The 12,500-nt window shown below is 64.8% G+C and carries 13 protein-coding genes (2 of these 13 running past the window's edge); 7 read left to right on the top strand and 6 right to left on the bottom strand.

All coding sequences use genetic code 11. The annotated features are described in order from the left end of the window. Positions 1-821 carry the 3' portion of a UDP-glucose 4-epimerase GalE gene (gene galE, locus OCI36_RS08780; RefSeq protein WP_261664702.1) on the top strand. Its footprint begins 175 nt before the window's first position, so 821 of the gene's 996 nt are visible here — the last part of the coding sequence; its start codon lies beyond the left edge, outside the window; it ends in the stop codon at positions 819-821. A gap of 106 nt (positions 822-927) precedes the next feature. Here galE and OCI36_RS08775 read toward each other — a convergent pair whose 3' ends face one another. The 5 genes from OCI36_RS08775 to dnaK all read right to left on the bottom strand — a co-directional run bounded on the left by OCI36_RS08775 (position 928) and on the right by dnaK (position 5,540). After that, positions 928-1,872, bottom strand: coding sequence for a DnaJ C-terminal domain-containing protein (locus tag OCI36_RS08775; RefSeq protein ID WP_261664701.1), 945 nt, complete (start codon positions 1,870-1,872; stop codon positions 928-930). Positions 1,873-1,894: 22 nt separating this feature from the next. Further along, on the bottom strand, positions 1,895-2,602 hold the full coding sequence (locus OCI36_RS08770) for a VF530 family DNA-binding protein (RefSeq protein ID WP_261664700.1): 708 nt from the start codon (positions 2,600-2,602) through the stop codon (positions 1,895-1,897). Then, on the bottom strand, positions 2,599-2,811 hold the full coding sequence (locus OCI36_RS08765; RefSeq protein ID WP_261664699.1) for a hypothetical protein: 213 nt from the start codon (positions 2,809-2,811) through the stop codon (positions 2,599-2,601). Before OCI36_RS08765 ends, OCI36_RS08770 begins: the two co-directional genes overlap by 4 nt. 8 nt (positions 2,812-2,819) lie before the next feature. Further along, a complete protein-coding gene (locus tag OCI36_RS08760) occupies positions 2,820-3,533 on the bottom strand; it encodes a nucleotide exchange factor GrpE (RefSeq protein ID WP_261664698.1) in 714 nt (237 codons plus the stop codon). 105 nt (positions 3,534-3,638) lie between these two features. Next, on the bottom strand, positions 3,639-5,540 hold the full coding sequence (dnaK, locus tag OCI36_RS08755) for a molecular chaperone DnaK (protein WP_261664697.1): 1,902 nt from the start codon (positions 5,538-5,540) through the stop codon (positions 3,639-3,641). 259 nt (positions 5,541-5,799) lie between these two features. Here dnaK and ftsH point away from each other — a divergent pair, with 259 nt between their 5' ends. The 3 genes from ftsH to OCI36_RS08740 all read left to right on the top strand — a co-directional run bounded on the left by ftsH (position 5,800) and on the right by OCI36_RS08740 (position 9,493). Beyond that, positions 5,800-7,683 (top strand): ATP-dependent zinc metalloprotease FtsH, encoded by a 1,884-nt coding sequence (ftsH, locus tag OCI36_RS08750; RefSeq protein WP_261664696.1) that lies wholly within the window; start codon positions 5,800-5,802, stop codon positions 7,681-7,683. 245 nt (positions 7,684-7,928) lie between these two features. Next, a complete protein-coding gene (locus OCI36_RS08745) occupies positions 7,929-8,378 on the top strand; it encodes a GNAT family N-acetyltransferase (RefSeq protein ID WP_261664695.1) in 450 nt (149 codons plus the stop codon). After that, on the top strand, positions 8,378-9,493 hold the full coding sequence (locus OCI36_RS08740) for an alanine racemase (RefSeq protein ID WP_261664694.1): 1,116 nt from the start codon (positions 8,378-8,380) through the stop codon (positions 9,491-9,493). The genes OCI36_RS08745 and OCI36_RS08740 overlap by 1 nt, the downstream gene beginning before the upstream one ends. Positions 9,494-9,512: 19 nt before the next feature. Here OCI36_RS08740 and OCI36_RS08735 read toward each other — a convergent pair whose 3' ends face one another. Continuing rightward, positions 9,513-10,541: an NAD(P)H-dependent flavin oxidoreductase gene (locus tag OCI36_RS08735; RefSeq protein ID WP_261664693.1), complete on the bottom strand. Its 1,029-nt coding sequence runs from the start codon at positions 10,539-10,541 to the stop codon at positions 9,513-9,515. Positions 10,542-10,607: 66 nt separating this feature from the next. On the opposite strand from OCI36_RS08735, the gene OCI36_RS08730 reads away from it, so the two are divergent. From OCI36_RS08730 to OCI36_RS08720, 3 genes are all read left to right on the top strand, one after another. Then, the gene (locus OCI36_RS08730) at positions 10,608-11,378 is read left to right on the top strand and encodes a DsbA family oxidoreductase (protein ID WP_261664692.1); all 771 of its coding nucleotides are present in this window, start codon (positions 10,608-10,610) and stop codon (positions 11,376-11,378) included. Between the two features lie 114 nt (positions 11,379-11,492). Further along, complete coding sequence (gene msrB / locus OCI36_RS08725; protein ID WP_261664691.1) at positions 11,493-11,954, top strand: peptide-methionine (R)-S-oxide reductase MsrB; 462 nt, start codon at positions 11,493-11,495, stop codon at positions 11,952-11,954. A gap of 232 nt (positions 11,955-12,186) precedes the next feature. Next, a protein-coding gene (locus tag OCI36_RS08720) for a toxic anion resistance protein (RefSeq protein WP_261664690.1) crosses the window boundary here: on the top strand, positions 12,187-12,500 show its 5' portion. 919 nt of this gene lie beyond the right edge of the window; only the first 314 of its 1,233 coding nucleotides appear in the window; its start codon is at positions 12,187-12,189; its stop codon lies beyond the right edge, outside the window.

Raw genomic sequence — 12,500 nt, 5'->3', positions numbered from 1 at the left:
TGCAGGCCCTGGCCGAGACGCAGGCCGAAGCGATTATTCACTTCGCTGCCTGCATTGAAGTGGGCGAAAGCATGCGCGAGCCACTGGGCTATTACCGCAACAACGTGATGGGTAGCCTCAATCTGCTGCAGGCCATACAGAACACCGGCCGGCGGATTCCACTGGTGTTTTCCAGCACGGCGGCCGTGTACGGCACCACCGACGCCGTGCCAATTCCCGAGGACGCTCCGCTGCATCCCGAAAGCGTGTACGGCGAAACCAAGCTGATGACTGAACGGATGATTCACGCCGCACACGCGGCCCACGGCCAGCCTTACACCGTGCTGCGTTATTTCAACGTGTGTGGCGCGGCACCCGAAGGTGATATTGGTGAGGCGCACCCCAGCCAGACCCACCTGATCGAACTGGCCTGCATGACCGCCCTGGGCAAGCGGCCCAAGATGATGGTGTTCGGAGAAGATTACCCCACCCCCGATGGCACCTGCCTGCGCGACTATATCCACGTGCAGGACCTAGCCGACGCGCATGTGCTGGCCCTGCGGGCGCTGCTGGAGGGCCGCCATGACGCTGCTACCTACAACGTGGGCCTGGGCCAGGGCTTCAGCGTGCGTGAGGTGTTGGATACGGTAGACAGAGTGGTGGGCTTTGCGCTGCCCCGTGAAATGGCCGAGCGCCGCCCCGGTGACCCGCCCCGCCTGGTGGCCGACGGTTCCCGCATCCGCGAGGAACTGGGCTTTGCCCCTAACTTCCCCGAACTGCGCCAGATGGTGGAAACGGCCTGGGCCTGGCACCGCTCGCATCCCAACGGCTTCGAGGTCTAAGGCAATTCCTGCCTTCAGGCCCTGTCAAGCTCACAAAAAAGCGCCGGTAACCCAGATGGGACCGGCGCTTTTTCTATGCTGATTATATGTTAAGTGTCAGGGCGCCTCAGCCCAGGTCGCGCAGTTTCTCGTACAGCTCGCGCTGCTCGGCGCTGAGTTCTTTGGGCACCGTCACGTTCAGCCGCACGTAGAGGTCACCCTTGCCGCCGTTCTTCCTGGGCCAGCCCTGGCCCTTGAGGCGCATCCGGCGGCCGCCGCTGCTGCCGGCCGGCACATTGAGGTTGCCGCTGCCAGTCATGGTCTGCACCGTCACCTGTCCGCCTAGGGCCGCTACCGGCGCCGGCACGTCCACGCTGGTGGTCAGGTCGTCGCCGTCCAGTTCAAAGCGGGCGTCTTCCAGTACCCGGATGGTGAGCAGCACGTCGCCGCCGCCGGGGCCCTGTCCAGCCAGCCGCAGCCGGGCGCCGTCGCGGGTGCCGGCCGGAACGCGCAGGCTCAGGCGCTTACCGTCCACATTGATGATCTCGTCGGAACCTTCAAACGCCTCGCGCAGCGAAACCTGTAGCTCGCCTTCCACATTCTGCACGAAGCGCCGACCGCCTCCGCCTGCTGCGCCTGCGCCGCCCATGCCGGCTCCGCCCAGGCCACCGAACAGGTCCTCAATGCTGATGGGGCTGCCGTCGGGCGCAGTAAAGCCGCCGCGTCCGGTCCCGCGGCCGCCCATCCGGCCACCGAACATGTCCTGGAAAAAGTCCGAGAACTGACTGGGGTCGAACCCGCTGAAGTCACCGCCCTGGAACCCGCCGCCCGGGTAGCCGCCGGGGGGCACCTGGCCGGTATGGCCAAACTGGTCATACGCCTGGCGCTTCTGGGGGTCGCTCAGGACAGCGTAGGCTTCGCCGATTTCCTTGAACCTGTCGGCGGCAGCGTCGTCGCCGGGGTTCTTGTCGGGGTGATATTTCTTGGCCAGTTTGCGGTAGGCGCTCTTGATGTCGGCGTCCGAAGCCGAACGGGCCACGCCCAGGGTGTCGTAGTAATCCTTGTAGGCCACAGGGACCTCCTTTCGGTGAAGTTTAAATGGAAAGGGAAGGGGTCAGCTTATTAATAAAAGCCCGCAGGCCATAAGCTTCGGCAATCTGCAGCGCTGTCAGGCCCCGTGAGTCGCGCAGTTCCGGGTCGGCACCGTGCGCCAGCAGCAGGTCCAGTACCGCCGTGTTCGGAGCGCGGGTGTGGGCTGCGTAAGCCTGCCCTTCCACATCGGTGGTGTGTAGCAGCGGGGGCCAGAAACGGGCGTCGTTCGGGTCGGCACCCCGGTCCAGCAGGGCGCGGACCAGCGCCGGGTCGGCTGTCTGCTCAACCGCCAGATTCAGCAGCGGCAGCGCCTCGGTATCGGGCCAGAAGTTCACGTCCTGCACCATCTCTAGCAGCTGGCGCTGGGCAGCAGGCGGCGCACTTTCCGGATGACGCAGCGCCCAACCGAGAGCCTGATGCACTTTGGTCTGGCTCACCTCTGCCGGGAGGGCCGTAAGCTCCTCCCCACGTTTGAGAGCCGCAATCAGTGGATTGCTGTCCTCGCGTTGGATCAGCCGGACATATTCGCTTTCGACCTGCTCGCGTGCCCAGCTCTCGCGGCGTAGGAATTTCAGGCTGCTGCCTAGGCTGGGGTTGTTCTGAAAGCACTTCACCGGCACACGCTCGGCCAAGCCAGCCCAGCCATATTCGGCCTGCAGATACGAGACGATCTGCTTGAGGGTGACGCCGTGCAGTGGGTCGGGGCTCATCGTGCCCGCCCCAGTTGAGTGCTTCGCAGCCGGGCCGCATTACGCCAGATCAGCGCCAGGCTGACCGGATAAAGCAGGCCCAGTCCTAGCGCCAGGAGCGGCTGGCCAGTGTGGGCCAGGTCCAGCGCTCCGGTCAGGCAGAGTCCGCCCAACGCGCCGAACAGGCCGCCCAACGCCAGCCGCTTTCCGGTCTGCTCTGTGCGGCTCATCTCCCGTCTCAGCCTTGCTGACCGACCACCACGCGGGCGGGGCGCACGCAGCGCTCGCCCATGCGGAAGCCCAGTTCGTAGGTCTGGATGATCTTGCCGTCTTCGCCGGCCACCACCTGAATGGCTTCGTGGTAGGTGGGGTCGAAGTGCTCGCCTTCCTGGCCGGTGGGCTCCAGGCCTAGGCCGGCGAACACGCTCAGCACCTTGTTCAGCACCGCCTGCATGCCAGGAACCAGTTTGCTGGGATCTTCGGCGCCCATGCTCAGGGCGCGGGAGATATCGTCGTACACCGGCATCAGCGCTTCGGCGGCCTTACTCACGCCCTTGTTCTGGGCTTCGGCGGCTTCCTGGGCCGTGCGGGAGCGGTAGCCTTCAAAATCGGCGGCCAGGCGGCCCAGCCGGTTTTTCAGGTCGGCATTTTCCTGCTCCAGTTCCTCGGCGCGCTGGCCTCTTTGCAGCTGGCCCATCATTTCCTGCACCTGGGCCATCATGTTCTCGTCCATATCAGGAAAGCCCTCGGGCATTTCGAAGTCCTCGGGGAAGTCGTCGGGCAGGTCGCTGCTGCGGGCCGGTGCGCCGCTCTGGTCTGGGCCGCCGAACTGGATATTGCTGGGTTCGCCCTGCATCTCGGCGGGGTCTTGCTGGCCTTGCGGGTTCTTGGTGTCGTCGCTCATCTCGGGCTCCTTTTTCTTGCCGAAGGGATTGAGAAAATTGGAAAACATACCTTCAGCATAGGTGCTCTGACCGGGTCCAAATGATCCTGTCAGTGAAAAGGGGGAGGGCCGGGCGGCCAACACCGCTCACTGCCCTCCCCGCATCTTATGGGATTACTTGTTGTCGTCGGCGGGCGTGAAGTCGGCGTCGATCACGTCGTCATCCTGGCCCTGGGCGGCAGCTCCGGGCTGGCCGGCGTCGGCCTGGCCCTGGGCAGCGCTGCTGTTCTGGGTCATGAAGTTCCGCAGTTCTTCTTCCAGGCGGCCCTGCACTTCGGCGATCCGCGCATCGTCGTCGCTGTTTACGGCCTGCTCGGCTTCGTCGGCCACGGCCTTAAGGCGGTCCTTGGCATCCTGCGGTGCAGCGGCGTTTTCGTCAATCTGCTGCAGGGCCTGAACCCGCATCTGATCCAGCATGTTGCGCTTTTCGACGCGTTCCTTGCGCTGCTTGTCGGCTTCGGCGTTCTGCTCAGCTTCCTGCACCATCCGTTCCACATCGCTCTTGTCGAGGGTGGTGGTGTTTTCGATGGTGATGCTGGATTCCTTGCCGGTGGTCTTTTCCTTGGCGGTCACGTTCAGGATGCCGTTGGCGTCGATATCGAAGGTCACTTCGATCTGAGCCTGACCGGCGCGCATGGGAGGAATGCCTTCCAGCTTGAAGCGGCCCAGAGACTTGTTGTCGGCAGCCATGGGGCGTTCACCCTGCAGCACGTTGATTTCCACACCCGGCTGGTTGTTCTCAGCGGTGGTGTAAATCTCGGTCTTCTTGGCGGGCACCGCGGTGTTGCGGGTAATCATCGGGGCAATCATGCCGCCCTTGACTTCCACACCCAGGGTCAGCGGGGTCACGTCCACCAGCACGATGTCGCCCAGGTTGGAGTCACCCTGGATGATGCCGGCCTGCACGGCGGCACCGAGCGCCACAGCTTCGTCGGGGTTGACCGATTCGTTGGGGGTCTTGCCGGTGATGTCCTGCACGATGCGCTTGACGGCGGGGATACGGGTCGAGCCGCCCACCAGAATCACTTCGTTCAGGTCGCTGGAGCTGATTCCGGCGTCACGCATGGCCTGTTCCACCGGCTGACGCACGCGCTTGAGCAGGTCAGCGGTCAGTTCTTCGAACTTGGCCCGCGACAGGCTGCGTTCCAGGTGCAGCGGGGTGCGGGTTTCGGGGTCGAAGGTGATAAAGGGCAGGCTGATGCTGGTTTCAGAAGCGTTGGACAGTTCGATCTTGGCCTTTTCAGCGGCTTCGATCAGGCGCTGCAGGGCCTGCTTGTCCTTACGCAGGTCGAAGTTGTGCTCCTTGTTGAACTCGTCGGCCAGCCAGTCCACGATGCGGTGGTCGAAGTCCGCGCCGCCGAGGTGGGTGTCACCGGCGGTGGACTTCACTTCGAACACGCCGTCGCCGAGTTCCAGGATGGTCACGTCGAAGGTGCCGCCGCCCAGGTCGAACACCAGAATGGTTTCGTCACCCTGACGTTCCAGGCCGTAGGCCAGCGCGGCGGCGGTGGGTTCGTTGATGACGCGCAGCACGTTCAGGCCTGCGATTTCACCGGCCTGCTTGGTGGCTTCACGCTGCGAGTTGTCGAAGTAGGCGGGCACGGTGATCACGGCGTCGGTGATCTTCTGGCCCAGCTTGGCGGAAGCGTCGCCCACCAGCTTGCGCAGCACTTCGGCGCTCACCTGTTCGGGGGCCAGATCCTTGCCTTCCACTTCGATGCGGACACTGCCGCCGGGGCCTTCCTTGACGGTGAAGGGGGTGCGGGCCGCGTCTTCTTTGACTTCGTCCCAGCGGCGGCCGATGAAGCGCTTGACTTCAAACAGCGTGGCCTGCGGGTTCAGCGCAGCCTGACGGCGGGCGATCTGGCCCACCAGACGTTCGTCGCCCTTGTACGCGACCACTGAGGGGGTGGTGCGGTTGCCTTCGGCGTTGACGATCACTTCGGGGCGGCCGCCTTCCATCACGGCAATCACGGAGTTGGTGGTCCCCAGGTCGATTCCTACTGCTTTAGCCATATTGATTCTCCTTAAGAGTAAAAGCTGAGCGTTGAGTCCGGAAACAGCCGCCCAGGCCTGCTTCCCAAATCAGCCTTGTTGATGCTTTGAATAGCATAGTCCCACATTTAGCGGCTGTCAATAGACTTGAGTGCCCTAGACTCAAGTTTGCGGTTAAGACTGCGTTCATCTTCGTTTGCGGCTGGGCTGGCTGCGCTGGGCAAGGCTAGCTTCAGAGAAGTTCACAGTTCTTGGCCTGGCCGCCGCCGTAGACTGGCGTATGAACGCAGGCTGGCTGAGTCGCTCTTGGAAGTGGCTGGTAGGGGGGATCCTGGTGATCCTGCTGGGCCTGCTCCTGGCCTCTCCCGGTCCCAAGGAAATGCCGCTGAGTGACTTCACGGATCACCTGAAAAACCGGCAGGTCGAGACGGCGGTGCTGACGCCGGACGGCGACACCCTGGTGCTTCACGGTCTGCTGGTGGGCAAGGAGCCTTATCAGACCCGCACCCTGCCCGGCGACCCGCAGCTCACCTTTAACGAGTTGCAGCGGCGCGGAGTCAAGGTGGCTTATCAACCGCCGGCGCGGGTCAGCTGGCTTTCGGCGCTCAGCTGGCTGCTGTCGCTGGTGCTGCTGGGCGTGCTGCTGTATATGCTGCTGCGCTCGCGCCAGATGGGCAGCGGGGACCCGGCCGCCAACGCTTTCGGCAAAAGCCGCGCCAGTGTGGTGAACATTGACCGGGTGGGCGTGACCTTTGCGGACGTGGCCGGCTGTGACGAGGCCAAGCAGGACCTGCAGGAAGTCGTCGATTTCCTGCGCCAGCCTGAGAAATACCGCTCATTAGGCGCCCGCATTCCCCACGGCCTGCTGCTGGTCGGCCCGCCCGGCTCGGGCAAAACCCTACTGGCCAAAGCGGTCGCCGGCGAAGCCGGCGTCCCCTACTTCGCCATCTCCGGCTCCGACTTCGTAGAGATGTTCGTGGGCGTCGGGGCGGCCCGGGTGCGTGACCTCTTCGAACAGGCCCGCAAGGCCGCTCCCTGCATCATCTTTATGGACGAAATCGACGCGGTCGGCCGCAAACGAGGTGTAGGGATGCAGGGCGGCAACGACGAACGCGAGCAGACTCTCAACCAGTTGCTGGTGGAGATGGACGGTTTCCGGGGCGAGGTGGCCGAGGAAGGCCAGGACATCATCATTCTGGCTGCCACCAACCGGCCCGATGTGCTGGACGCAGCCTTGCTGCGTCCGGGACGCTTTGACCGGCAGGTGGTGGTGGATGCACCGGACGCCGCGGGCAGGGAGCGAATCCTGCGGATTCACTCCCGCACCAAACCGCTGGACCCCGGCGTGGACCTGGCCCTGATCGCCCGGCGCACGGCAGGCATGGTAGGTGCCGACCTGGAAAACCTGCTGAATGAAGCGGCCTTGCTGGCGGCCCGGAGTGGAAGGGGCCGGATTCTGATGTCGGACATTGACGAGGCGCGCGACCGGGTCTTGATGGGCCCCGAGCGACGCAGCCTGGTGATTCAGGAGGCCGACCGGCGGATCACGGCTTACCACGAGGTGGGCCACGCCTTAGCCGCTCAGCTGCTGCCGCACGCTGACAAGGCCCACAAGCTGACCATCGTGCCGCGTGGCCGGGCGCTGGGAGCGGCGCTGTATACCCCGGAAGACCGGCTGCACCTCAGCCGCAGCGCCATGCTGGACCGGCTCTGTGTGGCGCTGGCCGGGCACGCGGCCGAACAGGTGGCGGTAGGTGAGGTGACCACTGGGGCCGCCAACGATTTTCAGCAGGCGACCGGGCTGGCCCGCCGGATGGTGACCGAGTGGGGTATGAGCGATGTGGGCCCTCTGGCGCTGACCGAGGAAGGCAGCAATTATCTGGGCTATGGCCCGCAGCCGGCCAGTTACAGCGACCAGACCGCCGAGGCGATTGACCGGGCGGTGACCGAGCTGCTGAACAGCCAGTACCAGCGTGCCGTGGACCTGCTGACCGAACATGCCCACCTGCTGCACCGCCTGACCGACGCTCTGCTGGCCCGCGAGTCGCTCAGCGGCGAGGAACTGGCCGCTGTGGTGCAGGGAGGCACCCTGCCGGCACAGGAACCGGCGGCCGCCGCCACGCCTGAGAGCGGCCGGCCGCGCCTCAAGCCCGGGCTGGCCTGAAGACCGAAGTGGCCTGAAAGGAGGGGGCGCTTGCCCTCTTTTCATCTGCTCTAGGCCAACTGATAGACAGTGATTTCTGGGCCACCAGCGTAGAGGGGCACAGTGTCGCTTCTGTGCCCCGCGTTAGGCTGACAGTCAGCAGCTGTGCCTGCGTGAAAGCCAGAAGCGCAGCAAATTCATTCCGGCCCAGCAGTAAGCCGGCCCGGTGCCTTTCACCACATCCTCCGCCGAAAAGAGGTTTTCCCATGACCCAGACCACTGTTCAGACCGCTGTCTCTCCCCTCGGACCTGGCCAGCCACCGCTGGACCCGGCGCTGCGTGAAGAGGTGGCGCAGTTCCTGTTGACCCATCTGGAAGAATACGGCGACGACCTGCCGGATATTCAGGCCTGCTTGAGCTACGCTGAGGAACGCGGCGGCGCGGTTTTTACGGCCCGTGAGGGCGAGCGTCTGCTGGGCGCGTCCATCACCAACCGCACCGGCATGAGCGGCTTTATTCCCGAAAATATTCTGGTGTATATCGCGGTGCATGCAGACAGCCGGGGCAAGGGCGTGGGCAAGAGCCTGATGGAAGCCATCACCGGGACACTGCAGGGCTCCATCGCGCTGCACGTGGAGCCGCAGAACCCGGCCCGCGCCCTCTACGAGCGCTACGGCTTTACCAACAAATACCTCGAAATGCGGCTGACTCGCTGATGGCGTTTGTCACCCTCAACCGCGACAAGCTGGCTCATAACTACGCCCATCTCCAGGCCCTGTTTGCTGGCCATAACATCGACTGGGGCGTGGTGACCAAATTGTTTTGCGGCAACGAGCTGTTCATCGGCGAGGTGCTGCGCCTGGGCGTGCGCGAGGTGTTGGATTCGCGGATCAGCAACCTGCGCGTCATCAAGCGGCTGTGTCCCGAAGCCCAGACGGTGTATATCAAGCCGCCCGCCTGGGATTACGTGGAAGACCTGGTGCGCTGGGCCGATGTGTCGTTCAACACCGAGCTGGAGACGCTGCGCCTGATCTCCGACGAGGCGGTGCGCCAGGGCCGGGTCCACAAGGTCATCATCATGATTGAGATGGGCGACCTGCGCGAAGGCGTCATGCGGGAGGACCTGGACAGCTTTTATGCTCAGGTCTTCGGGCTGCCGGGCATCGAGGTCATCGGGATCGGAACCAACCTGAACTGTCTGAGCGGCGTGATGCCCAGCGAGGACAAGCTGATTCAGCTGGGGCTGTACCGGACCATTCTGGAGCTGAAAAACGGTGTAAAGATTCCCTGGGTCAGCGCCGGCACCACCGTGACCCTGCCGCTGCTGAAAGCCGGGCTGCTGCCGGCCAGCGTGAACCACTTCCGGGTGGGCGAAGCGCTGTATTTCGGGGCCGATCTGGTCAGGGAAGCGACCTTCGAGGACATGTACGACGACGTGCTGGAGCTGCACGCCCAGGTGATTGAGCTGTCGGAAAAGCCCATGAACCCTTCGGGCCCGCTGGGCAAAAATCCTTTCGGTGCCACGGCGGATAGCGGCTATGAGCAGGGGGCCACCGCCTACCGCGCCATTCTGGATGTGGGCTACTTGGATGTCTCGCCCCAGTACCTGATTCTGGAGGACGAGTCGCTGGGCGTGCTGGACGCCAGCTCCGACATGCTGGTGCTGGACGCCGGTGAGAATGCTGCCGGGCTCAAGGTGGGCGACCATGTCCGGTTCCGCCTGAAGTACATGGGCGCCCTGCACCTGATGAACTCTGATTACATCGGCAAGGTGGTGGTGAACGGCGCTGGTGACCGCCTGGACGCGGCGCCCATCATGTCACGGGACTGACGGCTCTTTTACCGCATAGCTACAGCTCGGAAGCGAGCCAGGCCACCAGTGCGGTGGCACTCTGCTCGCCTGTCAGCTCCGCCACCCCTTCGCCGGCCCAGAGGCTCAGCCATTCGGGTCGGTGCTGCCGGGTCGCCTCAGCCCGCAGCGGCTGGGTCAGGGCGTTCTGAGCCGGGTAGGGCAGCACCGTTTCCACCGCACTCAACCGGTTGGCAAGGCTGCGGGCCAGCCGCCCGGAGGGGCCGCGCGTCAGCACCGTGGTGGCTGCCTCACCGCCCTGCCGGGCGCGTTCCAGCGCCGCCCGATATGGAGCCGAGGTGCCGGCTTCCTGCGCCAGCAAAAAAGCGGTGCCGCACTGGGCTGCGGCAGCGCCGGCGTCCAGCACCCGGCGCACGTCGGCCGGGGTCATCAGGCCGCCGGCAGCTATGACCGGCAGGCTCAGGTCCAGCAGTTGCCGGGTCAGGTCCAGGGTAGGCGCCAGCGCGTCTTCCTGCCAGCCACCGCGGTGGCCTCCGGCGCTGCCGCCCTGCGCCACCAGCGCATCCGGCTGGAGCTGCGCGGCCTGCTCTGCCTCGGCGCGGCTGGTCACGGTCAGCCAGACTCGGGTGCCCTGAGCCTGGAACTGCCGAATGGTGTCGGCTGCTGGCAAGCCAAAGGTAAAGGACACGGCTGCCGGCGGTGCGGCCAGCAGGGCCTCCAGCTGCGCCCCAAAGTCGGCCGCGTAGGGTGCCCGGAGCCCCGGGCGAGGGAGCTGCAGATCATCCAGCATCGGCTGGAGGGCGTCCAGCGCCGCCGTCAGTTGCTCCGCGCTGAACTGCGGCTCCGGGTCCGGCACAAACAGATTGACCAGAAAGGGCCGGTCGGTCAGTTGCCGGACGCGGGACAGCTCGTCTGTCAGCCGCTCGGCGCTCAGATAGCCGGCGCCCAGTGACCCCAGTGCGCCGGCGTCGCTGACAGCGGCCACCAGCTGCGGCGTGGTGACTCCGGCCATCGGCGCCTGCACCAGCGGTATTTGGGAGGGCAAGGTGGCAGCTCTGGGTCTGGGCATGGCCGCATCTTAGGCCGTGCGCCTTGTCTCACGGTGTGAGGGCTCGCCGGGGCACAGAATGCCTGCATGACTCTTTCTTCTCCTTCTGCAGAGCGCCTCAGTATCGAGGTCTGGTCCGACGTTGTGTGCCCTTTTTGCTATATCGGCAAGCGGGAACTGGAGCGGGCGCTGGAGCAGTTCCCGCACCGCGACCAGGTGGAGATTCGCTGGCGCAGTTTCGAGTTGGACCCCACCATCGCCGCCGATCCGGGCGGCAACCTGGCGCAGGCGGTGGCTTCCAAATACGGCATTGACGAAGCCCAGGCCGCTGCGTCTCAGGAGCAGATTGCGGCGCGGGCTGCTTCGGTGGGACTGGAATTCAACTGGCGTCAGGCCCGCTTCGGCAATACTTTTGATGCCCACCGGCTGATTCATCTGGCAGAGAAGTTCGGTCTGGCCGGCGCCGCCCACGAGCGGCTGATGCGCGCCTACTTTACCGAGGGCCAGCTGGTCTCGGACCCGGCGGTGCTGCGCCGGCTGGCGGCAGAAATCGGTCTGCCTGCCGAAGACGTGGAGCGGGTGCTGAGCAGCAATGAATATGCCCACGATGTCCGCGCCGACGAAGCCCGCGCCGGAGCCCTGGGCATCCGTGGCGTGCCGTTCTTCGTGCTGGGTGGTCAGTACGGCGTCAGCGGCGCCCAGCCGTCCGAAGTGATGTTGGCCGCGCTGCAGCAGGCCTGGGACGCCCAGCATCCCCAGCCGCTGACCCTGCTGGGCGACGGCGAAACCGGCGCGGTCTGCGAGGACGGTGCCTGCGCCCTGCCTGGGCAGCCGGCCGGCAGTGCCCAGGACTCCTGAAGCCAGTCTCCGGTAACGAGTCCCTGGTTTCCTGAGCCGGGCATGGAGGGCCGGACAAGGCGGAATGTGCCGGCCTGCCATACGCCCTTCTGGCCGGCTTTCTAGACTGGGCCCATGACCAAACCCACCTGGAAGAGCGAAGGCTACACCAAGCCTGCCGACACCGACCTGAAAGCCAGCCTCAGCACCGAGCAGTATCAGGTGACCCAGCACGAGGGCACCGAGCGGGCCTTTACCGGCGAGTACTGGGACACCACCGAAGACGGTATCTATGTGGATGTGGTCTCCGGCGAGCCGCTGTTTTCCTCGCGCGACAAGTACGACGCCGGCTGCGGCTGGCCCAGCTTTACCCGGCCCATCGCCCAGCTGAACGAGAAGACCGACTACAAGCTGATGTACCCCCGCACCGAGGTGCGCTCTCAGGCGGCCGACTCGCATCTGGGCCATGTCTTCCCAGACGGCCCCCAGGAACAGGGTGGCCTGCGCTACTGCATCAACTCGGCCGCGCTACGTTTCATTCCGGTCGGTCAGCTGGAAGCCGAAGGCTACGGCGATTACCGCCAGCTGTTCGAGTAAAGCATTTTCGGCAGGCCTCACCTGGAACGGGGGGCCTGGTCAGCGCGTATCAGGGAAGAAGGCGAGGCCGCCTTTCTCCCTGTTGTTTTATGGCTCGCTTCTTCCGCTGGCCCTGGGGCGCTGAAGCAGTGCCGGGCCTTCTCCAGCTAAAGTTGGATGACTTTCCCACCTCCGTGCGCTACCTCTGTACCTGTAAAGCTACCCATTCCCTCTTTTTCCAAGGAGTCCTACCATGACCAAACAAGACCTGGAACTGACCCCACCCGAATCTCTGCCTGCCTTGGAGCCGCCCCAGCCGGTGCCGGTGATCGCCAGAGAGCAGGGTGACGAGATGGTCAAGCTCAGCGACAACGAGAAGACCGAGTTGGAAAAGAAAGCCGATGAATTCGTGGCCGGCTTGCTGCGCGGCGATAGCCAGAGCCTCAACTTTACCGAGGGCACCCGCTCGCTGCACAATCTCGGCCAGGACGAAATCCGCCAGGCTGCCAGCGTCAGCAGCCGCCTGATGGACCGCCCGATGGCAACCCAGCGGGGCCTGCAGGAGGG

This window comes from Deinococcus sp. Marseille-Q6407, from assembly GCF_946848805.1.
Lineage (GTDB): Bacteria > Deinococcota > Deinococci > Deinococcales > Deinococcaceae > Deinococcus.
Note: the sequence above shows the minus strand (reverse complement) of the source record. Positions and strands in the feature narration are given on the sequence as shown.